Here is a 25301-nt window from a genome sequence, read left to right as displayed (position 1 = left end):
ACTCCTGGTCCAACCCGCAGCCACCGGGGGCCCGGCTCGGCGGGGGGGGGTGGGTTGGTTTAAACTTTTTTACAACCCCCTTCCCCCACCCCCGACCCGCGGGGCCAGCCACTCGACCACCTGGCGCCAGCTCTCGTGCGCCGGGTCCAGCACGTGGAAGTGGTCCGTGCCCGGCACTTCCAGGTACTCCGCCTCCGCCACCCGCGCGGCGTACGTCCGGCTGAACGCCGGCGGCACCACGTCGTCGGCGTCGCCGTGCAGCGCCAGCACCGGCACCCCCGCCCCGGGCAGTTCGCTCGGCGAGGTCGTCGCGTACCGGTCCGGCACGTCGGCGACATGACCGCCCAGCAGCAGGTTCACCACGCCCTCGCCGACACCCGCCGAGACCGTCGGCCAGAACTCCGGGTACGCGGCTTCCGGCGCTCCGGCCGGCCGCGCGGCCGGCCCGTCGGCCAGCACCGTGCCGAACGCAGTCCGGTCGGCCTCCACCAGGTCCAGCACCCCCGCCAGCGAAACCGCCGCGACCGGCACCACCTTTGGGTTCGCGCCCACCGCGCCCGCGGCCAACGCCGGCCGGTGCGCCGATCACGCCGCGAGGTGGCCGCCGGCCGAGTGGCCGATCACCGCCACCCGCGCGAGATCCAGGGCGGGGTCCAGGTCCGCGACCGCGTCGACCGCCGTCGCGACGTCCTCGAACGTCGACGGCCAGCCGCCGCCGTCGCCGAGGCGGCGGTAGTCCACGTTCCACGCCGCGTAGCCGCGGGCGACCAGGTCGTCGGCCAGCGGGGTCGCCGTGCGGCGGTCGAACATCGCCGTCCAGTACCCGCCGTGCAGCAGCACCACCACCGGGAACGGCCCCTCGCCCGCTGGCCGGTACAGCTCCCCCACCTGCGCCGGGTGCGGGCCGTAGGCGACGGTGCGCACCGGGCCCGGCGGGTCGTCGTAACGGGCACCGCGGCGCGAGCTCACCAGTGCGTCGATCGTGGCGAAGAACTCCGCGATCCGCGGGTCGTCGCCGCCCTTGGCCTTCGACTCGTCCCACGCCGTGTCGTCGACCCACTCGACGACGTCCAGCCACGTCTCGGCGTCCAGGCGCACCAGCTTCGCGGAGACGAACCCGCGCCGCCCCTCGCGGAACGCGGCCAGCATCCCGGGCCGCGCGGCGAGCATGGCCGAGGTCCGCTCGGGCCGGACGGTGAACGTGGTCAGCTCGATGACGGCCATGTCGTCCCCTCCATTTGGTCCATATTCATGACTATCATGTTTTTGGACTGGTTGTCACGCGGACGTGCGCCCGTTCGCCCTGCCGCCCGATGAGACTGAGGAACTCGACCGGGCCCGCGCTCGTGGCCCCGAACCAGTGCGGCGTGCGCGTGTCGAACTCCGCCGCCTCCCCCGGCCCGAGAACCAGGTCGTGCTCGCCGAGCACCAGCCGGAGCGTCCCGTTCAGCACGTAAGCCCAGTCGTGGCCCTCGTGGGTGCGCAGCTCGGGCTCGCGGTCCCCGGCGGGCAGGACGAACTTGTACGCCTGGATCCCGCCCGGCCGGCGGGTCAGCGGGATGACCGTCGAGCCGTCCGCGCCGGCGAGCGGCCGCAGGGTGACGCGCGGGTCGCCCGTCGGCGGCGCGTCGACCAGCTCGTCGAGCGTCACGCCGTAGGCCCGCGCGAGCGGCAGGAGCTGCTCCAGCGTCGGACGGCGCAGGCCCGCTTCCAGCCGGGAGAGCGTGCTGGCCGAAATCCCCGTCTGCTCGGCCAACGCGGTGAGGGTGATTTCCCGTTGCTGCCGGAGGTGCTTGAGCCGCGGCCCGACGGCGTCGAGGGCCCGGTCGATCGAGTCGTCCATGCCCCCATTTTGCCGATCGGCAAGAAACTTTGCCAATTCGCTGGCCGCCCCGGCACGGTGGCGGCGTGAACGACTTCGACCGGCCCTATTGGGACCAGCACTGGCGGCAGGCCCGCCACCACGGCACCGCACCGAACCCCCACCTCGTCCGCGAGACCGCCGGCCTCACGCCGGGCACCGCACTGGACGCCGGCTGCGGCCGGGGCGCCGAAGCCGGGTGGCTCGCCGCCCGCGGCTGGGCCGTCACGGCGGTGGACATCTCCATCGAAGCCCTCGGCCAAGCGAGCGCGAACACCGTGGCCTGGGTCCGGGCGGACCTGACGACCTGGGCACCCGCCGCGCGGTTCGACCTGGTCACGACCCACTACGCCCACCCGGCGATGCCGCAGCTCGCCTTCTACCAACGCATCTCCGATTGGGTCGCCCCGGGCGGCACGCTGCTCGTCGTGGGCCACGCGCGCGGGCACCACGTCGCCGAGGCATCGGCCACGGCGGCGGACATCACCGCGCTCCTCGACGGCTGGGAGATCGGCACCGCCGGCGACCACGGCCACGACGTCGTCGTGCGGGCGAGGAGGACGGCGTGAGCGCGATCGTCGACGACCCGCGCCGGCGCCGCGCGATCCTGCTCGGCGTCTGCCTCGCCCTGATGGCGGTGGTCGCGTCCGTCTCCGGCCTGAACGTCGCCCAGCCACAGCTCGCGGTGGAGCTCGGCGCGTCTCAGGCCACCGTCCTGTGGATCGTCAACGGCTACGCCGTCACCCTGGCCGCGCTGCTCCTGCCGCTCGGCGCGGCCGGCGACCGGCTCGGCCGGAAACCCGTGCTGCTCACCGGGTTGGCGCTCTTCGGGATCGCGAACCTCGCGGCGGGCCCGGCGCCGTCGGCCGGGACCCTGCTGGCGGCCCGGCTGCTGGCCGGGGCGAGCGCGGCGATGATCATGCCGGTCACCCTCGCCGTCATCACGTCGACGTTCCCGGACGCGGAGCGGTCCCGCGCGATCGGCGTCTGGACCGGCGTCGCGGGCGGGGGCGGGATCCTCGGGATGTTCCTGTCGGCGGTGCTGGTCGACCTGGCGAGCTGGCGGTGGCTGTTCGTGCTGCCGATCGCGCTGGCCGCAGCGGCCGCCGTCGTGACCCTGCGGTCGGTCCCCGACTCCCGCGCCGGAAACCGGCACGGCTTCGACGTCGTCGGCGCGGCACTGTCGTCGGTCGCCGTCGTCGGCTGGGTCTTCGTCCTCCACGAAGGACCCGACCGCGGGTGGACCGCGCCGGTGACGCTGCTGAGCCTGGCCGCCGGGGTCCTCGGCCTCGCCGGGTTCGCCGCCTGGGAACTGCGCCACCCGGCCCCGCTGCTCGACGTCCGGCTAATCCGCGAGCGCGGCCTGGCCGGCGGTTCCGGGACGCTGCTGGCCGTCTTCGGCGTGCAGGCGGGGATCTTCGTGGTCCTCTTCCCCTACCTGCAGGCGGTGCTCGGCTGGTCCGGGTTCCGCGCCACCGCGGCCCTGATGCCGACGGCGCTGCTGATGATGGCCGCGTCCGGCCTCGCCCCGAAGGTGGCCGCCCGGATCGGCGGCCGCCCGACTATGGCGGCGGGCCTCGTCGTGAGCGTGACGGGCCTGGGGCTGATGGCGGCGTTCGTGTCCGTCGACGGCGGCTACCTCTCGATCCTGCCCGGGATGCTGCTGATGGGGCTGGGGATGGGCCTGACGATGACCCCGGCCACCGAGGCCATCACCGGCTCGCTTCCGCGCGAACAGCAGGGCGTGGCGTCCGCGCTCAACGACGTCACGCGGGAGCTGGGTACGGCCCTCGGCGTCGCGCTGCTCGGCACGATCCTGACCGCCGGCTACCGCGGGGCCGTGGAGTCCCGGCTGACCGGGGCGCCGGCCGACGTCGCGCTCCGGGGCGTCGCGAACGCCGTCGCGGCCGGTCCGGCGGTGGCCGGCGCGGCCCGGGAGTCCTTTGTGGACGGCTGGCGGCAGTCGATGTGGGCCGGTGCCGCCGTCCTGTTGCTCGCCCTCGTGCTCACCCTGGTGAAGAGCCCCTTATCGATTCAGAGATCCTCTGCTAGCCTGCGTCGCGGGACGGCTCCGGCCGGCACCCTGGGGACCGACTCCGAGGAGATGGAATGACGGCAATCGCCCGTGTCCGTGGTCGTGAGGTGCTCGACAGCCGGGGCAACCCGACCGTCGAGGTCGACGTCGTGCTGGAGGACGGCTCGCTGGGCCGCGCCGCGGTCCCCTCGGGTGCCTCGACCGGCACGCGGGAGGCCGTCGAGCTCCGCGACGGCGACCAGGCGCGCTACCACGGCAAGGGCGTCCGCAAGGCCGTCACCGCGGTCAACACCGAACTGGCCGAAGCGGTCGTCGGGCTGAACGCCGAAGCCCAGGCCGAGGTCGACGCCGCGCTGATCGCCGCGGACGGGACGCCGAACAAGGCCCGCGTCGGCGCGAACGCGACGCTCGGGATCTCCCTGGCCGTCGCGAAGGCGGCCGCGGCGGCGAACACGCTGCCGCTGTACCGGTACGTCGGCGGGGTCTTCGCCCACCAGCTGCCGATGCCGATGATGAACATCGTCAACGGCGGCGCGCACGCCGACAACCCGATCGACTTCCAGGAGTTCATGATCGGCCCGGTCGGCGCGAAGACCTTCGCCGAAGCCGTGCGGATGGGCTCGGAGGTCTTCCACACGCTGCGCGCGTCGCTGAAGAAGGCCGGGCACGGCACCAACGTCGGCGACGAAGGCGGCTTCGCGCCCAACCTCGCGTCGGCCGACGAAGCGCTCGAGTTCGTCGTCCGCGCGATCGAGGAAAGCGGCTACACCCCGGGCGAGGACATCGCCCTGCTGCTCGACCCGGCCGCGTCGGAGTTCTACGACAACGGCGTCTACGACTACCGCGGCGAAGGCATCAAGCGCAGCGTCGAAGAACACGTCGCCTACCTCGCCGACCTGACCACGCGCTTCCCGATCGTCTCCATCGAGGACGGCCTCGCCCAAGACGACTACGACGGCTGGAAGCAGCTCACCGACGGCATCGGCGACCGCGTGCAGCTCGTCGGCGACGACGTCTTCTGCACCAACGTCAAGCTGCTGCAGGACGGCATCGACCGCGGCATCGGGAACTCGATCCTGATCAAGGTCAACCAGATCGGCACCCTCACCGAGACGCTGCTGACCGTCGACACCGCGCACAAGGCCGGCTACTCGGCCGTGATGTCCCACCGCTCCGGCGAAACCGAGGACACCACGATCGCCGACCTCGCCGTCGCCACCGGCTGCGGCCAGATCAAGACGGGCTCGCTGTCCCGGTCCGACCGCACGGCCAAGTACAACCAGCTCATCCGCATCGAAGAGGAGCTGGGCGCCGAAGCGCGCTACGCCGGGCGCGCGACCCTGCGCGGCAGCCGCTGATCGGCGGACCGGGCCGATCTGTAGTCACATAGGACGGGTGAAGTCTTTTCACTCTTTCCTGGACAAGGCAGATGAACGACTGGGTGACGGGCTCGAGCACGTCCTGTGCGCCCACCACCGGCGAAGACTGCGCGCGCTGGGGTGGGGTGACGTGCTCGAGCCCGGCGGCGACCGGTTCGGCGAGCGGGCCGCGGTCCGCGACGGCAACCGCGTCGAAGTCCTGATCGACGGCGAAGAGGTGCTGCCGGCGATCGAGAAGGCCATCAGGGGCGCGAAGTCTCACGTGCACATCGCCAACTGGCACGCGAGCGCCGACTTCCGGCTGACGCGCGAGCCCGGCGCCCTCACCCTGCGGGAACTGCTCGCCGAGACCGCCGAACGCGGCGTCGAGGTGCGCGTGCTGCTGTGGGCCGGGCCGCCCGTCCCGGCGTTCCAGCCCACGCGGGGCCTCGCGCGCAGCGAGCAGCGCAAGTTCACCGACGGCTCGGCCGTGCGGTGCGTGCTCGACTCCCGCGAACGGACCATGCACTGCCACCACGAAAAGCTCGTGGTGGTCGACGACGAGGTCGCGTTCGTCGGCGGCGTCGACTTCACCGCGCTGGAGGGCGACCGCCACGACAGCCCGGACCACCCGCCGCGGCCGATCGGCTGGCACGACCTGGCGTCCCGGCTCAAGGGCCCGGTCGTCGCCGACGTCGCGGACCACTTCCGGCGGCGGTGGTCGGAGGTCGCCGACGAGAACCTCCCGGCGCCGCACGTGCCGGGACCGGCGGGCGGCAGCCGCGTCCAGCTGCTGCGCACGGTCCCGAACAGCACCTACGACTTCGCGCCGAAGGGCGAGTTCACGATCCTCGACGGCTACCTGCGCGCTTTGCGGTCCGCGCGGCGGCTGGTCTACCTGGAGAACCAGTTCCTGTGGTCGCCGGAGATCGCCGAGGTGCTGCTCGACAAGCTGCGCAACCCGCCCGAGGACCGCTTCCGCATGGTCCTGCTGCTCCCCCGCAAGCCGAGCAACGGCGCCGACACCACCCGCGGCCAGCTGGGCCGGCTGCTCGACGCCGACGACGGGAACGGGCGCCTGCTCGCGACGACGATCAGCGCGCACGACGGGGAATCGGCCGCGCCGGTCTACGTGCACGCGAAGCTCGGCATCGTCGACGACGAGTGGCTGACCGTCGGGTCCGCGAACCTCAACGAGCACTCACTGTTCAACGACACCGAGGTCAACATCGCGACCGACGACCACGAGCTGGCCCGCACGACGCGGCTGCGCCTGTGGGCCGAGCACCTCGGCCGTGAGGTGGCCGAGGTCGACGGCGACCCGGCGGACGTCGTCGACCACCTCTGGCGGCCGCTGGCCGAGGAGCAGCGGGAGCGGGAGCGGCGGGGCGAGCACCGGACCCACCGGCTGGTGCTGCTCCCCGGCATCTCGCGGCGGGCGGGCCGGCTGCAGGGCCCACTGCGTGGACTCCTCGTCGACGGCTGAAGCGGAGATCGCCCGCCCGCTCTAGATTGGGCGGCATGACATCCACCGCCGACAAGGCCACCCGGCTGCAGGAGCTGCACGCCGCGCCCGAGCTGCTGCTCGTCGTCAACGTCTGGGACGCCATCACCGCCAAGGTCGTGGCCGAGACGCCCGGCACGCAGGCTCTCGCGACCCCGAGCCACGGCATCGCCGCCTCGCGCGGCTACCCGGACGGCGAGAAGATCCCGCGCGACGAGATGATCGCCGAGGTCGCGCTGATCGTGCGGACCGCGGGCGACCTGCCGGTCACCGCCGACCTCGAAGCCGGCTACGGCGACCCCGGCGGCACCATCGCCCGCGCGATCGACGTCGGCGCGGTCGGTGCCAACCTCGAAGACCGGATGAAGCCGCTGGGCGACGCCGTGAAGGCGGTCGAAGCCGCCGTCGCGGCCGCGCAGAAGGCCGGCGTCGACTTCGTGCTCAACGCCCGCACCGACGCGTTCCTCAAGACCGACCCGGAAACCGCGCTGACCGAAGCGATCACCCGCGGCCGCGCGTACCTCGACGCGGGCGCGTCCAACTTCTTCGTGCCCGGCAAGCTCGACGAGAACCAGGTCTCGCGGCTCGTCGAAGAGCTGGGCGAGCGCAAGGTCAACCTCATCGGCATCCCCGGCTCGATCCCGCTGAAGCGCGCGCAGGAGCTCGGCGTCTCGCGCGTGTCCTACGGGCCGTGGAGCCAGAACGTCGCCCTGACCGCGCTGGCCAAGCTCGCCGAAGACGTCTACGCCGGCGGCGGCCTGCCCGCCGACACCCGCAAGCTCAACTGACCTACCGGATCCGCAGCTTCCGCATGAGCTTGAGCCCGGACAGCATGCTTTCGACGTACTTCTCGTAGCCCTGTCCGGGCCGCGGGCCCATGACCTGCTTCTTCAGCACGGCCAGGTTCTGCCCGTCGGTGTACTTGAGCAGGCCCTGGTCGCCGTGGCGGGCGCCGACCCCGGAGCTCTTCACGCCGCCGGACGGCGTCCCCTTGGCGGCGAACGCCGTCGCGAGGATGTCGTTGATGTTGACGTTGCCGGACTCCAGGCGGGCGGCCACGGCCCGCGCGGCATCGATGTCCCGGCTCCACACCGAGGCGTTCAAGCCGTAGTCGGTGTCGTTGGCCAGTTCGACGGCCTCGTCGACCGTGCGGTACTTGTGCAGCGCGATCACCGGGCCGAAGGTTTCGGTGACGCCGCAGAGCATGTCCTTGGTGACGCCCTCGAGGATCGTCGGCTCGAAGAACGCCGGGCCGAGGTCGGGGCGCGGCTTGCCGCCGCAGAGCACGGTCGCGCCCTTCGCGACGGCGTCGTCGACGTGCTCCTTGACCCGGCGCAGGTGATCGGGCGAGACGAGCGAGCCCATGTCGGGCCCGAAGTCGTAGGCCGCGCGGACGTCCAGCGCGCTCGTGGCCTTCACGAACGCGTCCTTGAACTCGGCGTAGCGGGACTCCGGCAGGTAGATCCGCTCGATGTGCATGCAGATCTGGCCGGTGTTGCCGAACGCGCCGAAGATCGCGCCCCGCACGGCTTCGGCGATGTCGGCGTCGCCGAGGACGATCATCGGGTTCTTGCCGCCGAGCTCCAGGCAGCAGCCGATGAGGTTGCGCCCGGCGCGTTCGCCGATCACCCGGCCGGTCGCCGTCGAGCCGGTGAACATCACGTAGTCGGCCTGGTCGATGAGCGTCGGGCCGACGTCCGGGCCTTCGCCGCAGACGACCTGGAACAGCCCTTCGGGCAGGCCCGCTTCCTCCAGCATCCGGATCCCGTACAGCGGCGAGAGCGCGGTCTTGTTGTCCGGCTTCAGCACCACCGCGTTGCCGGCCATCAGCGCCGGGATCGCGTCGGAAATGCCGGTGGCGAACGGGAAGTTCCACGGCGCGATGATCCCGACGACCCCCTTGGGCTGCCGGACCTCGGTCGAGGTCGTCAGCAGCGGCACCGGGCCGCCGCGCTTCACCGGCGCCAGCAGCTTGGCCGCCCGCCGCAGGTAGTGGCTCATCACCATGGCGGGGTCGCAGGTCTCTTCGATCGCCATGCGCCGGTTCTTGCCGCTCTCGACCTGGATCAGGTCGGCGACGGCCCTCGCGCGGTCGACGAAGAGCGCGTGCGCCCGCTTGAACACCGCGAGCCGCTGCTTGAGCGGGGTGGTGGCCCACTTCCGTTGCGCCGCGCGGGCGGTGGCGAACGCCTGCTCGATGTCGGCCGGCGTCGACTGCGGCAGGTCGACGAGCGCCTCGCCGGTGTAGACCTCGGTCAGCTTCCAGGTCTCGCCGGCCGAACCCGGGACCCGGGCGACCAGCTCGCGCAGGAACTCGTCGGTCACCGACGCCGGACGGGTGAGCTGCAGCGGCGTCACGGTCACGATGCGCTCCCGAGGACGAGCTGCGCGCCCATCTCGCCGATCATGATGGCGGGCGCGTTGGTGTTGCCGCCGGTGATGGACGGCATGATCGAGGCGTCGCAGACCCGCAGGCCCTCGACGCCGCGCACCTTCAGGTCGGGGCCGACGACGGCGAGCTCGTCGACGCCCATCCGGCAGGTGCCGACGCCGTGGTAGACCGACGTCGCGCGGTTGAGGATGGCATCACGCAGCTCTTGGCCGCGCAGGTCCTTGCCCGGGTGGATCTCTTCCTTGACCGCGCCCTTGAACGCCTTCGACGCGAAGATTTCGCGGACCATCTCCGAGCCTTCGGCGAGCACTTCGAGGTCGGCGGGGTCGGAGAGGTACTGGAAGTCGATCAGCGGTGCGGCCGTGGGATCGGCCGACGCGAGCCGCAGCGTGCCGCGGCTCTTCGGGTAGATGAGCGTCGACAGGACCGTGAGCGCCGGGCGCTTGTCGACGTCGTGGCGGATCGGCGCGTCCTGGTTGGGCGAGACGTACGCCCACGGCAGGAGGTGCAGCTGGAGGTCGGGCACCACGCCGGCCTGGGACGTCCTGAGGAACGCGACCGCCTCGAAGACCGAGTTGGCCAGGAACGTCGTGCCGGGCTTCAGCAGCTCACGGGCCAGGCCGCGGGCGAAGTACGGCGCCGAACCCTTGTTCTTGCTGGAGGACACGTGGAACGTCAGCGCGTGGAACATGTGGTCGTGCATGTTGTCCCCGACCGGCATGTCGGCGAGCACGTCGATGCCGTGCTCCTTGAGGTGTTCGGCGTGGCCGATGCCGGAGAGCATGAGCAGCTGCGCGGAGCCGGCGAACCCGGCCGAGAGGATGACTTCCTTACCGGCGCGGACGACGCGGGTCCCCCGGCCGTCGGCGACCTCGACGCCGGTCGCGCGGCCGTTGTCGAAGAGGACCTTCTTGACGAGCACCCCGGACTGGAGCTGCAGCGTCGGCGGGGCCAAGTGGTGGAGGTAGCCGCGCGAGGCGCTGTAGCGGAGGCCGTCGGCAGCGTTCTGCTGCATCCGGCTGACGCCCTCCTGGGACTCGGCGTTGTAGTCGTCGAGGATCTTGCAGCCGAGCGCGTCGGCGGTGGCGTCGACGAACTGCAGCGAGCCCTCCTGGGGGTTCTTGGCGCGGGTGACCCGGATCGGGCCGCCCGCGCCGCGGAACGCGTTCTCGCCGTCCTCGAAGTCCTCCATCCGCTTGTAGGCGGCGTTGACGCGGTCGGCGTCCCAGCCGGTGTTGCCCTCGGCCGCCCAGGAGTCGAAGTTGGCCCGGTTGCCGCGGACGTAGACCATGCCGTTGATGGAGCTGGAGCCGCCGACGACCTTGCCGCGCGGCACCGGCATCCGGCGATCGAGAACGTGTTTCTGCGGAACGCCGTAGAAGCCCCAGTCGAACGGCTTCTTGAGCTGCGGCACGGCGTGCATCGGGCCGACCAGGCCCGGCTTCTTGATCAGCAGCCGCTCGTCGCTCTTCCCGGCCTCGAGCACGATCACGCTGGCCCCGGACTGCGCCAGCCGCCCCGCGATCGCCGCCCCCGAGCTCCCCGACCCGACGACGACGTAGTCGGCCTCGTCGCCGCGCGGCGCCCTGTTCGCCATGTCCGCTCCTCGGTCCCGCCCGCCACAAACTGTAACCTGTTCTAGTTTGCTCACGGTATAGCGTGGCCGCCTCGGAGCGCAACGGGTACTCCTACGTGGCGTCCATGGCCTTCTCGATCTCCGTGACCAGCTTCCGGACGCGGCCGGCGTCCAGGCTGCCGTAGCAGAACGTGTTCATGTCCACCCGGTCGCCGCCACTGGCCGGGTTTTCCACGACGTCGGTGGACGCGCCTTCGACGGTGAACGTCAACCGTCCGGGGCGCGAGAAGCCGGGTGGGTCGTTGCTGATCTTCTTGATCTTCGTGACGCTGAAGGTGTGCTTGCGGTCGTTGCCGAAGAGACCGTCCTTGACGGCCGCGCTGATCGTGACTTCCGTGCCGCTGAACCGGATGGACCGCCGTCTGGCGTGCATGCTTCCTCCACGGGGAAACCGGAGGAAAAACTCTAAGCAGTCACCCCATCGAGCGACAAGCCCCGGCGGCACCCGCCTCAGCCGGCGGGCGAACGGTGCCGGGCGACGTAGTCGTTGACGAGCCCGGCGGCCGTGTGCGCGCCGTCGACGGTGACGACGATCGTGCCTCCGGAACGCAGGCGCAGCACGAGGCCGTCGCCGGCCCGGATCACGACCGCGGACCGGCCGGGGCGCCGCCGCCAGCCCCAGCCGCCGTAGGCCAGCGGCACGATCCGGTCGGCGCGCGCTTCGGCGATCTCCTCGTAGGCCAGGGTCCGGCGGGGCCAGCCGAGCAGCCCGATCCGCACGCGCACCCCGGCCGGCCCGACGAGCACCCGCACCGACGAAAACACCAGCGCCACCAATGCGACCACCAGCCCGCCGAGCCACGCGTGCACACTTCCCAGCACCGCCGCGAGCGCGGCCACGAGCGGCGCGACGGCGATCAGGGCGAGGTTGTGCGCGGTCCCGGACCAGACCACTTGTTCGCTCGCCCCGAGACCGGCCGACGGCGCCGGACCCGACGCCGTCGCCTCGGCCGGTTTCGCGGGCGCCAGCCACCAGCCCGCGGCGATCGCCACCAGGCCCACGCCGAGGATGCCGAACGCGACGGCCCAGTTCACCGGCCGGGCGTGCGTCCACGACGACACGCCGGCGTTCGCCCACAGCCCCGCCGAATGCGCGGCCAGGAGGATCCCGCCGAGGCCGTAGACGCCGGGCGCCGCCGAGATCATCCGGGCGACGGCCACCCACGCCACGCACCAGAAGCCGGCCGCGCCCGCGGTCACGAGCCACCAGGGGGCGTGGCCGTTGGGGACGCCGGTCCACGACCAGTGCACGGCGATGGGATCGGGCAGCCGCGGCGCGAGCACGAGCGCCGGCACGACGATGCCGAGCAGGACGACGGCCGGAACCCCGTACCGCAAGACGGCGGACCTCATCGGGCCTCCTCGATCATGGCGACCAGCTCCTCGTGTTCGATCCCGAGCCGCCGCGCCTCGTCGACCAGCGCGCGGATCCGGTGGTGCAGTTCGGCCCGGTCCGGTCCCGCGGCCAGCACGGTCACCCCACGCCCCCGCCGCACGGCGACGAGACCTTCGTCGGCGAGCTGGCCGTAGGCGCGCAGCACGGTGTGCATGTTGACGCCGAGCGAGGAGGCGAGCTCCCGGGCGGCGGGCAGCCGCTCACCGACGTCAAGCTCCCCGGCCGCCAGAGCGCGCCGCACCCCCGCGGCGATCTTCTCGTGCAGCGGCGCGGTGTCCCGGTCGTCGAGTCGTAGCAGCATTGTTCTACAGATACTAGAACAAGCCAGCACTCCGCGCCAGTGCCGGGCCACCGAGCAGGCTCGGCGTCACCGGCGGGCGGCGGGTTTTCCGAATCCGTCCGCCGGCGCGGTGGGGTGATTAACGTCCGCCGCGGAGAATCGGCGAACTTCGGTCGATTTGTCACATCTCGGATTCCCGCCGCGATAGAAGTGCGGTCCGGACGGCGCCACCGAGGATGTGTTCATGACCGAAGCGGAAACCGCGGAAAAGCCATTGCCCGGCGAGTCGAAGAAACGGTTGATCGCCGCACTGGCGCCCCCGAGCGCCGCCGCGACACTCCTGGGCGTCGTTTCCGCACTCGACCAGTTGTTCCAGCACCCGGCCACCGGCAATTACGTGAGCCTGTGGCCGGCTTGCGCCACGACTCTCCTGCTGACCTTGGGCGTCTCGGCCGTGCGAGGTCTCGCACGCCGGAAGCGGCAAGGACGACCGATCAGTGCCAAGCGCGTCGCGCTTTTCGCTGTCACGGTCGCGATCTGCCTCGGTACCGGGTTCACGGGCGGCCGGTTCCTCTTCCAGCCGGCCTACGACGCCGGGAGCAGACCGGCACCGCCAGCGCCCTCCGCAACCCCGGCGGCACTGGGCTCTTCACCTTCCCCGTCGTCCTCGACGGCAGCGCCGGTTCCCACTACATTCCCTTCACAGCCCAGGACACCGCCGACCACGGCCGCCGGACCGTCGCCCACGACCCAGCCGAGGCCGACCCCGCCGGCGCCGACCGGTCACGCGCACGTCTCCGCCGCCGGCGATCGTCCCGGCGGGTGCAACACGCAGTACGTGGTGTCCGGCGGGACGGACGGCGATCCGGCGACCACGGGGAAAGCCCTCTGGCTGGTGACCCTGCTGCTGGCGGACGATGCGAACGGGAACAAAGACCATTTCTACGCCAAGGCACCGGTAGGCGATTCCTTCTCCGCCACCATCGGAGCCAACACAGACTCCGGCGCGCGGAACAGCCGATTCTTGCTCGTGGCCGCCGATACCTCGGCGGACGCCGAACTGCGCGCCAACTACGAATCCGACCGTTACCACACCGGTGACTACCCCGACTCCCGGCGGGAAAGCCTCCCGGCGGGAAGTGTCGTCGTCGCGGAAACGCCGTCGGTCGGCCAGCGCTGCTGACCGGGTCCCTCACCGCGCGACCGGGTCCGGCTCCTCGCCCAGCACGTCGTCGGTGAGCCCCGCCGCCAGCGCTCGCAGCGCCGCGTCCAGGTACACCGTCAAGTCCGCGTCCGCCCGGGCCGACCAGCGGTCGTACGCCGCCCGGCAGGCCGCCAGCACCGCCCGGCCCACCACCAGCGGGTACAGCGAGTCCTCCGGCTGGCCCGACCGGCGGGCGACGAACGCGCTGATCGCCCGCTCCCACGCGTCGTAGTGGACCGCCGCGCTCGCCGCCAGCTCCGGGACCGTGCTCAGCAGCGTCATCCGCCGGCGCAGCTCCGGCACGTCGGCCGCGCGGTAGTGGTTCGCCTCGAGCACCGCCCGGCGCACCCCCTCCAGCACCGGCAGGTCCGCCGGCGCCCCGGCGAGCAGCGACCGGATCGTCTCGACCTCGGTGTCGAACTCGTTCCAGAGGACGTCGGCCTTCGCGTCGTAGTAGCGGAAGAACGTCCGCCTGCTGACGCCGGCCGCCGCGGCGATCTGGTCGACCGTCGTCTCGTGGAAGCCCTGTTCACCGAACAGCCGCAGCGCGGCGACCTCGAGTTCGCGGGCGCTCGTGCCCGGCGGACGGCCCCGGCGGCTGGCGGGGCGGGCGAGCACGTCATCGGTCATCCGGGTGCCGTTCCGTCGTGAGCCTTGATTATCGACACGCGGTGACATTACTCTCCCTCTATTCGTCACCGCGTGCCGAAAATCATCACTGCCGAAGGAGCCAGGATGAGCGAGAACCAGACCACGCCCGAGACCGACGAACCCGTCACCGAGGAACTGCTGGTCGAAGAGGTCTCCATCGACGGCATGTGCGGTGTCTACTGACGACTCGCCGGCGGGGTTCGACCTCGACGCCGCGTGGCGCCTGGACGACCGGGTGTCGATCCGGCCCGAGCGGTTCGGCGCCCTGCTGTACCACTTCGGCACCCGCCGGCTCTCCTTCCTGAAGAACCCGACGCTCCTGGCCGTCGTCCGCGGCCTCGCCACGCACCCCGACGCCCGGGCCGCGTGCGCCGACGCCGGTGTCGGACCCGGCGAGCTGCCGCGGTACCGCGCGGCGCTGGCCGCCCTCGCCGACTCTCGCATGATCCAGCCGAGGAGTCTCTGATGTCCCTTGTGGACGAATTCCAGTGCGGGCTCGACGCCCCGATCTGCCTCACCTGGGAACTGACCTACGCCTGCAACTTGTCTTGCGTGCACTGCCTTTCCTCGTCCGGACGCCGGGACCCGCGCGAACTGTCCACAGTGGAGTGCAAGGCGCTGATCGACGAGTTCGAGCGCATGCAGGTCTTCTACGTCAACATCGGCGGCGGCGAGCCCACCGTCCGGCCGGACTTCTGGGAGCTCGTCGACTACGCCACCGAGCACCACGTCGGCGTCAAGTTCTCCACCAACGGCGTCAAGATCACGCCCGAAGTGGCGCGGCGCTTGGCCGAGAGTGACTACGTCGACGTCCAGATCTCCCTCGACGGCGCCACTGCCGAGGTCAACGACCACGTCCGCGGCCCCGGCTCGTATGCCACCGCGATCCGCGCCATGCAGAACCTCTACGACGCCGGCTTCGAGAACTTCAAGATCTCGGTCGTGATGACGCGGCACAACGTCGGCCAGCTCGACGAGTTCAAGGCGATCGCCGACCGCCACGGCGCCCAGCTGCGGATCACCCGGCTGCGCCCGTCCGGCCGCGGCGCCGACACCTGGGACGAGCTGCACCCGACCGCTGCCCAGCAGCGTTCGCTGTACGACTGGCTCGTGGCGCACGGCGAGAACGTCCTGACCGGCGACTCGTTCTTCCACCTCGCCGGCTACGGCGACGGCGGCCTGCCGGGGCTGAACCTGTGCGGCGCCGGGCGGGTGGTGTGCCTGGTCGACCCGGTCGGCGACGTCTACGCGTGCCCGTTCGCCATCCATGACACGTTCCTGGCGGGCAACGTCCGCGGCGACGGCGGGTTCACCTCGGTTTGGCGCGAATCCGAGCTGTTCACGTCGTTGCGTTCGCCGCAGAGCGGTGGCGCCTGCACGGCGTGTTCGGCGTTCGACGCCTGCCGCGGCGGGTGCATGGCCGCGAAGTTCTTCACCGGCCTGCCGCTGGACGGCCCGGACCCGGAATGCGTGCGCGGCCACGGGGAACTGGCCCTCGCAGGCGTCACGAGCGTCCCGAAGCCGTCGCTGGACCACTCGCACCGGCGGCGGCCGGTCCCGGTCACCATCGGGATGCGCCGGCCGCCGGAGCGCGCGTGCGACGAGAACCCCCTCGCCGGCTTCAGGCGCTGACGGTGCGGCTCGCGGACCTCTCCTGGCCGGACGTCGCCGCGCGGGCGGCGATCCTGGCCGTGCCGGTGGGCGCGACCGAGCAGCACGGACCGCACCTGCCGCTGTCGACCGACACGGACATCGCGCTCGCGCTGTGCGACCGGCTGGCGGCCGCGCGCACCGACGTGCTCGTGGCGCCGCCGGTGGCCTACGGCTCCAGTGGCGAGCACGCGGGGTTCGCCGGGACGCTGTCGATCGGCCAGGAGGCGACCGAGCTGCTCCTGCTGGAACTGGGGCGGTCGGCGACGGAGACGTTCCCGCGGTTGCTGTTCGTCTCCGCCCACGGCGGCAACGCGGCACCGGTCGCCCGGGCCGTCGCGCGGCTGCGGGCGGAGTCGCGGAACGTCGAGGTGTTCCAGCCGCACTGGGCCGGCGACCCGCACGCCGGGCGTCCGGAAACCGCACTGCAGCTGGCTTTGCGGCCCGGTGGCGTCCGGATGGACCGGGCGGTGGCGGGCGATCGGCGTCCCCTCGGCGAGATTTTGCCGCTGTTGCGGGACGGCGGGGTGCGCGCGGTGACCCCGACCGGCGTGCTCGGCGACCCGACCACCGCGACGCCGGCGTACGGCCGGGCGTTGCTGGACGAGCTGACCGCGCGGTTGCTGTCCCATGTGGACGGTTGGACATGAGGACCGCGCTCGTCACCGGGGCGGCCCGGGGAATCGGGGCCGCGACCGTTGTTCAGTTGGCGGAGCAGGGTTACGCCGTGCTCGCGGTCGATGTGGCTGCCGATGATCCGGCGTTGCCGTATGGGCTGGGGAGTTCCGCCGAGCTGGCGGCCGTTGCCTCTCGGGCGGGCGCGGAGGCGTTCGTGGCCGACGTGCGGGACCCCGCGGCACTGGCTGCGGCGGTGGCGGTCGTCGAGCGACGCTGGGGTGGCCTCGACGTCGCGATCGCGGCCGCGGGGGTGATCGCCGGGGGCGTGCCGCAGTGGGAGGTGCCGCCGGAGCAGGAGGACGCGGTGCTCGATGTCGACCTGCGCGGGGTGCTGAACCTGGCGCGGGTGGCGATCCCGGCGTTGCTGCGGCGGGCGGAGCCGAGGTCGGGCCGGTTCCTGGCGGTCGCTTCCGCGGCGGCGACGCGGGGGTTGCCGATGCTGGCGGCTTATTGCGCGGCGAAGGCGGGGGTGGCGGGCTTGGTGCGCGCGCTGGGTGCCGAGCTGGGCGGGACGGGCGTGACGGCCAACGCGGTCAACCCCGGTTCGACCGACACGCCGATCCTCGCCGAGAGCGCCCGGCTGTACGGCTTGGCCGGAGCGGGGGATTTCGCTGGGCAGCAGCCGGTCGGGAGGTTGCTGGAGCCGGCCGAGATAGCCCGGGTATTGGCATTCCTGGCTGCCCCGGAGAGCGGCGCGACGACCGGCGCGGTGGTGCCGGTGGACGGAGGCCTGGCCCTGTGACGGCTCACTTGTCCTCCGCGCGGAACTCCGCCGGACCGCTGCGGGAGCCTGACAGCAACGCGACCACCGGCGCGGTCGACGGAGGTCTGCCCCAATGACCACTCCCCTGCCCACCGGCTTCCGGATCGTCCTCGACCCCGACACCAAGCACCTCCGCGACGACCTCTGGTTCGGCGGCTCACCCGCCCGCGTCCTCCGCCTGACCGCCGCCGGCCGGAAAGCCTGGCAAGAACTCGCCCACGGCCCCGTCACCTCCCCCGCCGCCGGCGCGCTCGCTCGGCGGCTGACCGATGCCGGCTTCGCCCACCCCGTCCCGCCCGCCCCCTCCGCACCCCCTGACCTCACCTTCGTCGTCCCCGTCCTCGACCGGCCCGGCCCTCTCGCACGCTGCCTGGCCTCGCTCGGCCGCCACCCCGTCCTCGTCGTCGATGACGGCTCGAACGACCCCCAAGCGATCGCCAAAACAGCCGCCGAACACGGCGCGAAACTCATCCGACGGGACCAAAACGGTGGTCCCGGTGCCGCCCGGAACACCGCACTCGACCACGTCACCACCGAACTGGTGGCCTTTGTGGACAGTGACTGCGTCGCGCCCGGGGACTGGGCCGACCAGCTCGCCGCCCACTTCGCCGACCCTCTGCTCGCCGCGATCGCTCCGCGCGTCCGCGCTCTGGCCAACGACACCACCGCCGGCCGGTACACGAAAGCCGCCGGCAGTCTCGATCTCGGGGACCGGCCCGCGCGCGTTGCTCCCCGGACTCGGACCTCATATGTCCCCACCGCCGCTCTGGTCGCCCGGCGGGCCGCTCTCCAGGAGATCGGCGGGTTCGATCCCGGACTCCGCGTCGGCGAGGATGTCGACCTGGTCTGGCGGCTGCACGCCGCCGGCCACAGGATCCGGTACGCCCCCGATGTCCACGTCGGCCACCACGAACCCGAGACCTGGCGCGCGCTCCTCGGCCGGCGCGCGCGGTACGGCACCTCCGCCGCCCCGCTCGCGCGGCGTCACCCCGGGAACCTCGCGCCGCTCGTGCTGCACCCGTGGCCGGCCTTGACCGTCGCCGCGCTGCTAGCCCGGCGGCCCCTGCTCGCTGCCGGCGGCTTCGGCGGCGCCGTCTTCAGCATGCTCAAGACGTTGCGGGGCAACGACATCCCCACCGAAGGCGTCGTCCGCGCGATGGGGACCGCCGTCCACCAAACCTGGCTCGGCGCCGGCCGCTACGGGACGCAGTTCGCCGCGCCGGTCCTCGCCGCGCTGCTGGTTCCCCGCGGGTGGGGACGGCGCGCCGCCGTCGCGTCGCTGCTGCTCGGCCCGCCGCTCACCGCATGGGCGAAGCGCCGTCCCGACCTCGACCCCGTCCGCTACACCGCCGGCGCCCTCGCCGACGACATCGCCTACGGCGCCGGCGTCTGGGCCGGCTGCCTGACCCACCGGACCGCCGCGCCGGTGCGGCCCGAGATCGCTTGGCGCCCGGTGCGCGTCGACAGCAAGGAAAAGCGAGGCCCCGCATGAGCAACGCCTGGTTCGAATCGATCGCCGAAGCCCAGCGGCGCGCGAAGAAACGCCTGCCTCCGTCCGTCTACTCGGCCCTGATCGCCGGCTCCGAAAAGGGCCTGACGCTCAAGGACAACCTCGACGCGTTCGACGAGCTGACGTTCGCCCCGCGCACCGCCGGGCAGTCCGGCGAACGCGCGCTCGCCACCACCGTCCTCGGCCGCGAGATCGCGCTGCCGGTGGTCATCTCCCCCACCGGCGTCCAGGCGGTGCACCCGGACGGCGAGGTCGCCGTCGCCCGCGCGGCCGCCGCCCGCGGCACCGCGATCGGCTTGAGCTCCTTCGCCAGCAAGCCGATCGAAGACGTCGTCGCCGCCAACCCGAACACCTTCTTCCAGGTCTACTGGACCGGCAGCCGCGACGACATCCTCGCCCGGCTCGACCGCGCCCGCCGCGCCGGGGCCGCCGGGCTCATCCTGACTCTGGACTGGTCGTTTTCCCACAGCCGCGACTGGGGCAGCCCGCACATCCCCGAAAAACTCACCTTCCGCGAGCTGCTGCGCTTCGCGCCCGAAGGCCTGACCCGGCCGCGCTGGCTGCTGGACTACGCGAAAACCCGCCGGCTGCCCGACCTCAGCGTCCCGAACATGGCCGAACCCGGCGCGCCGGTCCCCACGTTCTTCGGCGCGTACGGCCAGTGGATGCAGACGCCGCCGCCGTCGTGGGACGACGTGGCTTGGCTGCGGTCGCAGTGGGACGGGCCGTTCCTGCTCAAAGGCGTCATCCGGGTCGACGAGGCCCGGCGCGCGGTCGACGCCGGCGTCAGCGCGATCTCCGTGTCGAACCACGGCGGCAACAACCTCGACGGCACCCCGGCGACGATCCGGGCGCTCCCGGCGATCGCCGACGCCGTCGGCCACCAGGTGGAAGTCCTGCTGGACGGCGGGATCCGGCGCGGCAGCGACGTCGTGAAGGCGCTCGCCCTCGGCGCCACGGCGGTCCTCATCGGCCGCGCGTACCTGTGGGGCCTGGCGGCGAACGGCCAGGCCGGCGTCGAAAACGTCCTGGACGTCTTGCGGGGCGGCATCGACTCGACGCTGCTGGCGCTCGGCCACCGCAGCGTCCACGACCTGAGCCGCGACGACGTCCGGATCCCGGAGACGTTCGCCCGTGCCCTCGGGACCACGAGCTCAGTGTGAGTGGGCTTCTTCCAGCGTCGCCCCGGCCAGGCGCGCGGCGACGCCGCGGCGGAAGTTCGGGCAGTCGTGGACGTCCTCGTGCGGGCAGTCCAGGCCGTGCGCGATCGCGGTGCGGGCGGCCTGGGCGCGGGCGATCCGGGCGTCGAGTTCGGCGAGCTTGCGCTGCTGCAGCTCGCGCCAGGCCGGCGCGGCGGACGTGCGCAGGGCGATCAGCGTCTTGAGCTCGCGGACGGTGAACCCGACGTCGCGCAGGATCAGGATCTCGCCCACCTGCGTGACGGCCGAAGGCGGGTAGCGCCGCTGGCCGGCGACGCGCTCGGGCGCGGTGAGCAGGCCTTGGTCTTCCCAGTAGCGCAGCGCCGAAGTGGCCACGCCGGTGCGGCGGGCCAGCTCGCCGATCGTCAGCTGCTCCTCGGGCATTTGACTTCGAGCGTACTTGAAGCCGTTCACTCGCGGCATGGCGAAGACAGGTCTCAGGCAGCGGATGATCGGGCAGTTCCACCACCCCCGCGGGCTCGGCGGCCGGGTGGCCGGGTGGGTGATGGCCCACCGCGGCTCCAACCGGCGGCGCAACGTCTGGGTGGTCGCCCTCCTGGACGTCCGGCCCGAGGACCGGGTGCTCGAAGTCGGGTTCGGCCCCGGGATCGCGCTCGGCGAGCTGGCCGCCCGCGCGACCCGGGGCCGCGTCTACGGCGTCGACCACTCCGCGGTGATGGTCGAGCGGGCAGGCCGGCGCAACCGGGCGGTGGCCGACCGGATCGAGCTGGTGCACACGTCGGTGGACCGGCTGCCGCCGTTCGGCGAACCGCTCGACGCCGTCCTGGCCGTCAACAACGCGGGCTTCTGGCCCGATCCGCCCGCGCGGCTTCGCGAGCTGCGGGGCCTGTTGCGCCCGGGCGGTCGCGTCGCGCTCGCGTCCCAGCCGCGGTGTCCCGGCGCCGACCGGGGCACCACGGCCCGGGCCGCGCGGGAACTGCAGGACCTGCTCACCGAGGCGGGGTTCGTCGAACTGCGGGTGGAGACGCTCGACCTCGATCCGCCGGTGGCGTGCGTCCTCGGCGTCAACCCACAGTGAACGGGTGCTGCCACAGGCGGTCCGGGGCGGCGAGGTGCGCGCCGCCGACGCCGTCGGCCCGCAGCAGCACGACGTCGGCCGGCCGGGCCGGGACGAGGTCGCCGGTCTGAGCCCAGCGCGGCCGCGCCGTCGCGGCGCGAGGATCGCTTCCACGCTCGTCGACCGAGGCCGGCCGGGCGCCTGCCGGGCACCGGACGTGTCGTTGGCGGCGGCCACCGCCGGCACGACAAACCCCGCAGGCCGCGGTGGAGACGGCGCCGACCACCGAGACGGTGAAGCGCGCCGGAGTGGTCGTCAACCCACGGTGAAGCTCGCCGTGAGCGTGGCCGCCGAACTCGTGCCGACGTACACCTCGATCTTGCCCGGCTCGACCCGGAACTTGGCCGCGTTGTCGTAGAAGCCGACGTCGTCCGGGGTGAGCGTGAACGAGACCTGCCTCGACGCGCCCGCCGCGAGGGTCACCCGCTCGAACCCGCGCAGCCGCCGGACCGGCTGGACGATGCTCGCGACCGGATCGCGCAGGTAGAGCTGGACGACCTCGTCGCCCGCGCGGGAACCGGTGTTGGTCACCGTCGCCGTCACCTGGATACGGCCACCGCGGATCGGCAGCCTGGTGCTCGACAGGCGCAGGCCGTCGACGCGGAACGTCGTGTACGACAGGCCGAAGCCGAACTCGTAGAGCGGGCCGGTCTCCAGATCCAGGTACTTCGACGTGTACTTGTTGTTCGGATCGGCGGGGCGGCCGGTGTTCTCGTGGTTGTAGTAGATCGGGATCTGCCCGACCGCGCGCGGGAAGCTCACCGGCAGCTTGCCGCCCGGGTTGACCGTGCCGAACAGGACATCCGCGACCGCGTTTCCGCCCTGCACGCCCGGCGCCCACGCCTCGAGGATCGCCGGCGCGTTGTCGTGCAGGTAAGGGATCGTCAGCGGGCGGCCGTTGACCAGCACCACGACGAACGGCTTGCCCGTCTCCTTGATCGCCGCCACCAGCTGCTGCTGCACGCCGGGCAGGTCGATGTTGCTGCGCGCGGCCGCTTCTCCGCTCATCGCGGCGGTTTCGCCGACCACGACGACGGTGACGTCGGCCGCACGGGCGGCCTGCTGCGCGGCGGCGAACCCGCTGGTGTCGGTCCCGTCGACCGTGCAGCCGGCGGTGTAGGTGACGCTCGCGCCGGGGGCCGCGGCCTTGATCCCGTCCACGACGGTCACCGGCGGGGTCGTGCCCGCGCCGGTGCCCAGGCCCGCCCAGGTGCCGTTGAGGTCGTAGGTCGCCGCGCCGAGCGGGCCGACGACGGCCACCGAACCCACGGACTTCGCCAGCGGCAGCACCGGCCCGTCGTTCTTGAGCAGCACCATGCACCGCCCGGCGGCCTGGCGCGACGCTGCGAGCGCGGCCGGCGAAGGCGCCTTTGTCTCGCCGGCTTCGTCGACGTACGGCCGTTCGAATAGCCCCAGCTTGACCTTGACCAGCAGGATCCGGCGGACGGCGTCGTCGAGCTGGTCGAGGGTGATCCGGCGCTGGGCCAGCAGCTGCTGGCCGTAGGTGACGTAGTTGGTGCTGACCATTTCCATGTCGACGCCGGCGGGCAGCGCCGCCGCCGCGGCGTCCGCGCCGTCGCCCGCGAGGCCGTGGTTGATCAGCTCTTCGATGCCGGTGTAGTCGCTGACGACGAACCCGCGGAACCCGTAGGCGCCCTTGAGGACGTCGTGCAGGACGTACCCGTTGCCGTGCGCGGGGACGCCGCTGATGGTGTTGAAGCTGGCCATCACGGTCGCCACGCCGGCCTCGACGCTCGCCTTGAACGGCGGCAGGTAGAGGTTGTGCAGCCGCTGGAGCGAGACGTCGACGGTGTTGTAGTCGCGGCCACCCTCCGCGCCGCCGTAGGCGACGAAGTGCTTGGCACAGGCCGCGAGGCGGTCCGGTGACGAGTAGTCGCCGCCCTGGTAGCCGCGCACCTTCGCCACGGCCATCTGCGAAGCCAGGTAAGGATCTTCGCCCGATCCTTCGGCGATGCGCCCCCAGCGCGGCTCGTGCGTGACGTCCATCATCGGCGCGTACGTCCAGTGGACGCCGCTGCGGCGGGCCTCCTTCGCCGCGACCGTCGCGTCGGCGGCCGGCACGCCGGGGTCGAAGCTCGCGCCCTGGGCCAGCGGGATCGGGAAGTTCGTGGTGTAGCCGTGGATCACGTCGAGGCCGAAGATCAGCGGGATGCGCAGCCGGGTCCGCTCGACGGCGATCTTCTGCAGCGCGTTGAGCTTCGCGGCGCCCACGACGGAGAAGACCCCGCCCAGCTGACCGGTCGCGAGGGCCGTCCGCGCGAGGTCTTCGGTGCCGACCAGCTGCAGCTGCCCGAGCTTCTCGGCGAGGGTCATCTTCCCGAGCAGGTCCTCGACCCGCGGGTTCCGTTCGGGCCGGGCGGCGGGGTCCGCGGCGGCGGGCGGGGCGAGCACCGCGGCGGCGCCCCCGGCGGCGAGGAGGCCGCCGACGCCGGCGAGCAGGCTGCGCCGGTTGACGCCGTCGGCGGTCGAAGCGGCCGCGTGACTCTCGGGCTGTTCCATGGCGGGGACCCTTTCGCGAGAGGACGAAGGCCGTCAGCATAAGCACGTCCGACGCCGCCGACCGGTTGGTTTTTCCTTGCCGCGAAGGCTTGTGGTCCGCACCCGGGCGTCCTACGGTCGACTGCGGACCGACACGTGGAGGGGGCGCCGTGCGGGCGTTCGGAGCTGTCCTGGCAAGCACTCTTGTGACAAGCACCGTCTTGCTGACCGGCGCGACGCCCGCCCTCGCGGACGCGGCCTGGTCGCCGTCCCCGATCGCCTGGACGACCTGCCCGGACGACCCGGACAACCCCGGCGTTCCCGACGGGGAGTGCGGCACGCTCCGGGTGCCGCTCGACTGGGACCGGCCGCACGGGCCGTCGATCGGCCTCGCCGTGGCCCGGCACCGCGCGACCGATGCCGCCCACCGCGTCGGAGTCTTGCTGGCCGACGCCGGCGGCCCCGGCTCGTCCGGCGCGGAGATCGCGCTGTCCCCCGGCTACTTCGGCGCGGAGGTCGAGGCCCGGTTCGACGTCGTGGGCTTCGACCTGCGCGGCACCGGCAGCAGCGAGCACATCGACTGCGGCTTCCCGGCGGGCGCGCCCGACAACGAGCCCGCCGACCAAACGCGGTTCGCCGTGCTGCGCGCGTACAACCGCCAGGTGGTGGCCGACTGCCGGGCCCGGAACCTGCCGGTGTTCGACCACGCCGACACCGCGACCAACGCCCGCGACCTGGACGCCGTCCGCCGCGCGCTGGGCGAGGACCGGATCAGCTTCCACGGCGCGTCCTACGGCACGCTGCTGGGCCAGCAGTACGCCGAGCGGTACGGCGAGCACGTCCGCGCGATGGCGCTGGACGGCGTCATCGACCACAGTGCCGACCTCGCGCACTTCGTGGGTGACCGGGCCGCCGCCGTGGACGAGCTGTTCGGGCAGTTCACCGCCTGGTGCGAGCGGACGGCGACCTGCGCGCTGCACGGCCAGGACGTCCTCGCGACCTGGCGCCGGGCGCAGACCGCCGCCGACGGGATGCCGTTCCCGCACAACTGGTTGCGGGACCAGGTGTACGGGGACATGCGCATCCCGGACTGGGACGACGTGGCCCGGGTGATCGCCGGGACCGCGGCCGGCAGCCCGCCGGTGCGGGCCGAGTTCACGCCCAACTACGAGTCGATCCGGCTGGCCGTCGTCTGCCAGGACTTCGACCTGCGGATGCCGGACTTCGCGCGGTATTCGGCGATGCACGCCGAGGAGCTGCGCCGGTCGCCGATCATGCGCGGCAGCACGATCGGCCACGACGAAGCGACCGCCTGCCTCGGCGTCGCCGGCCCGCCCGCGAACCCGCCGCACCGGCTGGACGTCCCGCGAGCGCCGCGGATCCTGCTGCTCAGCAGCCGCTACGACCCGGCTACGCCGTACGCGTGGGCGGTGAACGTCCACCGCCAGGCGCCGGCGAACACGACGCTGCTGACCTACGAAGGCTCGGGCCACGGGGCATATCGGCGCACCGCGTGCACCCGGGAAGCGGTGGACCAGTACCTGCTGACGCTGAAGACACCCCACCGCGACTTCAGCTGCCCGGCCTGAGCCACCGCCACCCGGTCC

Annotated in this window: 27 protein-coding genes; 15 read left to right on the top strand and 12 right to left on the bottom strand. The window is 72.5% G+C overall.

Features of this window, described 5'->3' with window-relative positions; genetic code table 11:
- Positions 1 to 69: 69 nt before the first annotated feature.
- From ACIRSS_RS26510 to ACIRSS_RS26500, 3 genes are read right to left on the bottom strand one after another with little or no spacing between them, the layout of a single operon-like run.
- The gene (locus ACIRSS_RS26510) at positions 70 to 531 is read right to left on the bottom strand and encodes an alpha/beta hydrolase family protein (protein WP_400899405.1); all 462 of its coding nucleotides are present in this window, start codon (positions 529 to 531) and stop codon (positions 70 to 72) included.
- A gap of 54 nt (positions 532 to 585) precedes the next feature.
- A complete protein-coding gene (locus tag ACIRSS_RS26505; RefSeq protein ID WP_400899403.1) occupies positions 586 to 1224 on the bottom strand; it encodes an alpha/beta hydrolase in 639 nt (212 codons plus the stop codon).
- 34 nt (positions 1225 to 1258) lie between these two features.
- Positions 1259 to 1843: a helix-turn-helix domain-containing protein gene (locus ACIRSS_RS26500; RefSeq protein WP_400899401.1), complete on the bottom strand. Its 585-nt coding sequence runs from the start codon at positions 1841 to 1843 to the stop codon at positions 1259 to 1261.
- A 65-nt stretch (positions 1844 to 1908) separates the two neighbouring features.
- On the opposite strand from ACIRSS_RS26500, the gene ACIRSS_RS26495 reads away from it, so the two are divergent.
- Genes ACIRSS_RS26495 through ACIRSS_RS26475 form a run of 5 tightly spaced genes read left to right on the top strand, consistent with a single transcriptional unit; the run spans position 1909 to position 7546 of the window.
- Entirely contained in the window at positions 1909 to 2430 is a 522-nt protein-coding gene (locus ACIRSS_RS26495; RefSeq protein WP_400899399.1) for a class I SAM-dependent methyltransferase, read from the top strand.
- A complete protein-coding gene (locus ACIRSS_RS26490) occupies positions 2427 to 3974 on the top strand; it encodes an MFS transporter (protein ID WP_400899397.1) in 1548 nt (515 codons plus the stop codon). Before ACIRSS_RS26495 ends, ACIRSS_RS26490 begins: the two co-directional genes overlap by 4 nt.
- Positions 3971 to 5254 (top strand): phosphopyruvate hydratase, encoded by a 1284-nt coding sequence (eno, locus tag ACIRSS_RS26485; protein WP_400899395.1) that lies wholly within the window; start codon positions 3971 to 3973, stop codon positions 5252 to 5254. The genes ACIRSS_RS26490 and eno overlap by 4 nt, the downstream gene beginning before the upstream one ends.
- A gap of 37 nt (positions 5255 to 5291) precedes the next feature.
- The gene (locus ACIRSS_RS26480; RefSeq protein WP_400899393.1) at positions 5292 to 6740 is read left to right on the top strand and encodes a phosphatidylserine/phosphatidylglycerophosphate/cardiolipin synthase family protein; all 1449 of its coding nucleotides are present in this window, start codon (positions 5292 to 5294) and stop codon (positions 6738 to 6740) included.
- A gap of 35 nt (positions 6741 to 6775) precedes the next feature.
- Positions 6776 to 7546, top strand: coding sequence for an isocitrate lyase/phosphoenolpyruvate mutase family protein (locus ACIRSS_RS26475; protein ID WP_400899391.1), 771 nt, complete (start codon positions 6776 to 6778; stop codon positions 7544 to 7546).
- Position 7547: 1 nt separating this feature from the next.
- On the opposite strand, the gene ACIRSS_RS26470 is transcribed toward ACIRSS_RS26475, so the two are convergent.
- The 5 genes from ACIRSS_RS26470 to ACIRSS_RS26450 all read right to left on the bottom strand — a co-directional run bounded on the left by ACIRSS_RS26470 (position 7548) and on the right by ACIRSS_RS26450 (position 12483).
- On the bottom strand, positions 7548 to 9122 hold the full coding sequence (locus tag ACIRSS_RS26470; protein ID WP_400899389.1) for a succinic semialdehyde dehydrogenase: 1575 nt from the start codon (positions 9120 to 9122) through the stop codon (positions 7548 to 7550).
- A complete protein-coding gene (locus tag ACIRSS_RS26465) occupies positions 9119 to 10747 on the bottom strand; it encodes a GMC family oxidoreductase (protein ID WP_400899387.1) in 1629 nt (542 codons plus the stop codon). Before ACIRSS_RS26465 ends, ACIRSS_RS26470 begins: the two co-directional genes overlap by 4 nt.
- A gap of 91 nt (positions 10748 to 10838) precedes the next feature.
- A complete protein-coding gene (locus tag ACIRSS_RS26460; protein WP_400899386.1) occupies positions 10839 to 11159 on the bottom strand; it encodes a hypothetical protein in 321 nt (106 codons plus the stop codon).
- A gap of 77 nt (positions 11160 to 11236) precedes the next feature.
- Positions 11237 to 12139 (bottom strand): hypothetical protein, encoded by a 903-nt coding sequence (locus ACIRSS_RS26455; RefSeq protein WP_400899385.1) that lies wholly within the window; start codon positions 12137 to 12139, stop codon positions 11237 to 11239.
- Positions 12136 to 12483, bottom strand: a complete 348-nt coding sequence (locus ACIRSS_RS26450; protein WP_400899384.1) for a GntR family transcriptional regulator — start codon at positions 12481 to 12483, stop codon at positions 12136 to 12138. The genes ACIRSS_RS26455 and ACIRSS_RS26450 overlap by 4 nt, the downstream gene beginning before the upstream one ends.
- Before the next feature lie 223 nt (positions 12484 to 12706).
- Here ACIRSS_RS26450 and ACIRSS_RS26445 point away from each other — a divergent pair, with 223 nt between their 5' ends.
- Positions 12707 to 13645, top strand: coding sequence for a hypothetical protein (locus tag ACIRSS_RS26445; RefSeq protein ID WP_400899383.1), 939 nt, complete (start codon positions 12707 to 12709; stop codon positions 13643 to 13645).
- Between the two features lie 9 nt (positions 13646 to 13654).
- On the opposite strand, the gene mftR is transcribed toward ACIRSS_RS26445, so the two are convergent.
- Entirely contained in the window at positions 13655 to 14296 is a 642-nt protein-coding gene (gene mftR / locus ACIRSS_RS26440; RefSeq protein WP_400899382.1) for a mycofactocin system transcriptional regulator, read from the bottom strand.
- A 105-nt stretch (positions 14297 to 14401) separates the two neighbouring features.
- Here mftR and mftA point away from each other — a divergent pair, with 105 nt between their 5' ends.
- The 7 genes from mftA (at position 14402) to mftD (ending at position 20081) form a co-directional block, all read left to right on the top strand.
- Positions 14402 to 14500 (top strand): mycofactocin precursor MftA, encoded by a 99-nt coding sequence (gene mftA, locus ACIRSS_RS26435; RefSeq protein ID WP_086681996.1) that lies wholly within the window; start codon positions 14402 to 14404, stop codon positions 14498 to 14500.
- Positions 14490 to 14783 carry a mycofactocin biosynthesis chaperone MftB gene (gene mftB, locus ACIRSS_RS26430; protein ID WP_400899379.1) on the top strand — a complete coding sequence of 98 codons (294 nt, stop codon included), beginning with the start codon at positions 14490 to 14492 and terminating at the stop codon, positions 14781 to 14783. Before mftA ends, mftB begins: the two co-directional genes overlap by 11 nt.
- Positions 14783 to 15949: a mycofactocin radical SAM maturase gene (gene mftC / locus ACIRSS_RS26425; RefSeq protein ID WP_400899377.1), complete on the top strand. Its 1167-nt coding sequence runs from the start codon at positions 14783 to 14785 to the stop codon at positions 15947 to 15949. The genes mftB and mftC overlap by 1 nt, the downstream gene beginning before the upstream one ends.
- 2 nt (positions 15950 to 15951) lie before the next feature.
- Positions 15952 to 16617, top strand: coding sequence for a mycofactocin biosynthesis peptidyl-dipeptidase MftE (mftE, locus tag ACIRSS_RS26420; protein ID WP_400899780.1), 666 nt, complete (start codon positions 15952 to 15954; stop codon positions 16615 to 16617).
- Complete coding sequence (locus ACIRSS_RS26415; protein WP_400899375.1) at positions 16614 to 17387, top strand: mycofactocin-coupled SDR family oxidoreductase; 774 nt, start codon at positions 16614 to 16616, stop codon at positions 17385 to 17387. The genes mftE and ACIRSS_RS26415 overlap by 4 nt, the downstream gene beginning before the upstream one ends.
- A 94-nt stretch (positions 17388 to 17481) precedes the next feature.
- A complete protein-coding gene (gene mftF / locus ACIRSS_RS26410) occupies positions 17482 to 18900 on the top strand; it encodes a mycofactocin biosynthesis glycosyltransferase MftF (RefSeq protein ID WP_400899373.1) in 1419 nt (472 codons plus the stop codon).
- Positions 18897 to 20081: a pre-mycofactocin synthase MftD gene (gene mftD / locus ACIRSS_RS26405; protein WP_400899371.1), complete on the top strand. Its 1185-nt coding sequence runs from the start codon at positions 18897 to 18899 to the stop codon at positions 20079 to 20081. Before mftF ends, mftD begins: the two co-directional genes overlap by 4 nt.
- Here mftD and ACIRSS_RS26400 read toward each other — a convergent pair.
- Positions 20073 to 20501, bottom strand: a complete 429-nt coding sequence (locus ACIRSS_RS26400) for a MerR family transcriptional regulator (protein WP_400899369.1) — start codon at positions 20499 to 20501, stop codon at positions 20073 to 20075. The two genes, mftD and ACIRSS_RS26400, sit on opposite strands and share 9 nt — an antisense overlap.
- Positions 20502 to 20538: 37 nt before the next feature.
- Here ACIRSS_RS26400 and ACIRSS_RS26395 point away from each other — a divergent pair, with 37 nt between their 5' ends.
- Positions 20539 to 21156, top strand: coding sequence for a class I SAM-dependent methyltransferase (locus tag ACIRSS_RS26395; protein ID WP_400899367.1), 618 nt, complete (start codon positions 20539 to 20541; stop codon positions 21154 to 21156).
- Here ACIRSS_RS26395 and ACIRSS_RS26390 read toward each other — a convergent pair.
- Positions 21143 to 21454 (bottom strand): hypothetical protein, encoded by a 312-nt coding sequence (locus ACIRSS_RS26390; RefSeq protein ID WP_400899365.1) that lies wholly within the window; start codon positions 21452 to 21454, stop codon positions 21143 to 21145. The genes ACIRSS_RS26395 and ACIRSS_RS26390 overlap by 14 nt on opposite strands.
- Complete coding sequence (locus tag ACIRSS_RS26385; RefSeq protein ID WP_400899363.1) at positions 21451 to 23715, bottom strand: glycoside hydrolase family 3 N-terminal domain-containing protein; 2265 nt, start codon at positions 23713 to 23715, stop codon at positions 21451 to 21453. Before ACIRSS_RS26385 ends, ACIRSS_RS26390 begins: the two co-directional genes overlap by 4 nt.
- 185 nt (positions 23716 to 23900) lie before the next feature.
- Here ACIRSS_RS26385 and ACIRSS_RS26380 point away from each other — a divergent pair, with 185 nt between their 5' ends.
- A complete protein-coding gene (locus ACIRSS_RS26380; protein WP_400899361.1) occupies positions 23901 to 25283 on the top strand; it encodes an alpha/beta hydrolase in 1383 nt (460 codons plus the stop codon).
- Positions 25284 to 25301: the final 18 nt, after the last annotated feature.

Source organism: Amycolatopsis sp. NPDC101161 (assembly GCF_044768185.1).
Classification (GTDB): Bacteria; Actinomycetota; Actinomycetes; order Mycobacteriales; family Pseudonocardiaceae; genus Amycolatopsis.
This window is presented reverse-complemented; position numbering and strand designations above follow the sequence as displayed.

What these genes read in the sequence shown, in the direction of transcription:
- ACIRSS_RS26505 (WP_400899403.1), bottom strand. Translation starts at nt 1,224, where the DNA reads ATGGCCGTCATCGAGCTGACCACGTTCACCGTCCGGCCCGAGCGGACC.
- ACIRSS_RS26500 (WP_400899401.1), bottom strand. Translation starts at nt 1,843, where the DNA reads ATGGACGACTCGATCGACCGGGCCCTCGACGCCGTCGGGCCGCGGCTC.
- eno (WP_400899395.1), top strand. Translation starts at nt 3,971, where the DNA reads ATGACGGCAATCGCCCGTGTCCGTGGTCGTGAGGTGCTCGACAGCCGG.
- ACIRSS_RS26475 (WP_400899391.1), top strand. Translation starts at nt 6,776, where the DNA reads ATGACATCCACCGCCGACAAGGCCACCCGGCTGCAGGAGCTGCACGCC.
- ACIRSS_RS26465 (WP_400899387.1), bottom strand. Translation starts at nt 10,747, where the DNA reads ATGGCGAACAGGGCGCCGCGCGGCGACGAGGCCGACTACGTCGTCGTC.
- ACIRSS_RS26460 (WP_400899386.1), bottom strand. Translation starts at nt 11,159, where the DNA reads ATGCACGCCAGACGGCGGTCCATCCGGTTCAGCGGCACGGAAGTCACG.
- ACIRSS_RS26455 (WP_400899385.1), bottom strand. Translation starts at nt 12,139, where the DNA reads ATGAGGTCCGCCGTCTTGCGGTACGGGGTTCCGGCCGTCGTCCTGCTC.
- ACIRSS_RS26450 (WP_400899384.1), bottom strand. Translation starts at nt 12,483, where the DNA reads ATGCTGCTACGACTCGACGACCGGGACACCGCGCCGCTGCACGAGAAG.
- ACIRSS_RS26445 (WP_400899383.1), top strand. Translation starts at nt 12,707, where the DNA reads ATGACCGAAGCGGAAACCGCGGAAAAGCCATTGCCCGGCGAGTCGAAG.
- mftR (WP_400899382.1), bottom strand. Translation starts at nt 14,296, where the DNA reads ATGACCGATGACGTGCTCGCCCGCCCCGCCAGCCGCCGGGGCCGTCCG.
- mftA (WP_086681996.1), top strand. Translation starts at nt 14,402, where the DNA reads ATGAGCGAGAACCAGACCACGCCCGAGACCGACGAACCCGTCACCGAG.
- mftC (WP_400899377.1), top strand. Translation starts at nt 14,783, where the DNA reads ATGTCCCTTGTGGACGAATTCCAGTGCGGGCTCGACGCCCCGATCTGC.
- ACIRSS_RS26415 (WP_400899375.1), top strand. Translation starts at nt 16,614, where the DNA reads ATGAGGACCGCGCTCGTCACCGGGGCGGCCCGGGGAATCGGGGCCGCG.
- mftF (WP_400899373.1), top strand. Translation starts at nt 17,482, where the DNA reads ATGACCACTCCCCTGCCCACCGGCTTCCGGATCGTCCTCGACCCCGAC.
- mftD (WP_400899371.1), top strand. Translation starts at nt 18,897, where the DNA reads ATGAGCAACGCCTGGTTCGAATCGATCGCCGAAGCCCAGCGGCGCGCG.
- ACIRSS_RS26400 (WP_400899369.1), bottom strand. Translation starts at nt 20,501, where the DNA reads ATGCCCGAGGAGCAGCTGACGATCGGCGAGCTGGCCCGCCGCACCGGC.
- ACIRSS_RS26395 (WP_400899367.1), top strand. Translation starts at nt 20,539, where the DNA reads ATGGCGAAGACAGGTCTCAGGCAGCGGATGATCGGGCAGTTCCACCAC.
- ACIRSS_RS26385 (WP_400899363.1), bottom strand. Translation starts at nt 23,715, where the DNA reads ATGGAACAGCCCGAGAGTCACGCGGCCGCTTCGACCGCCGACGGCGTC.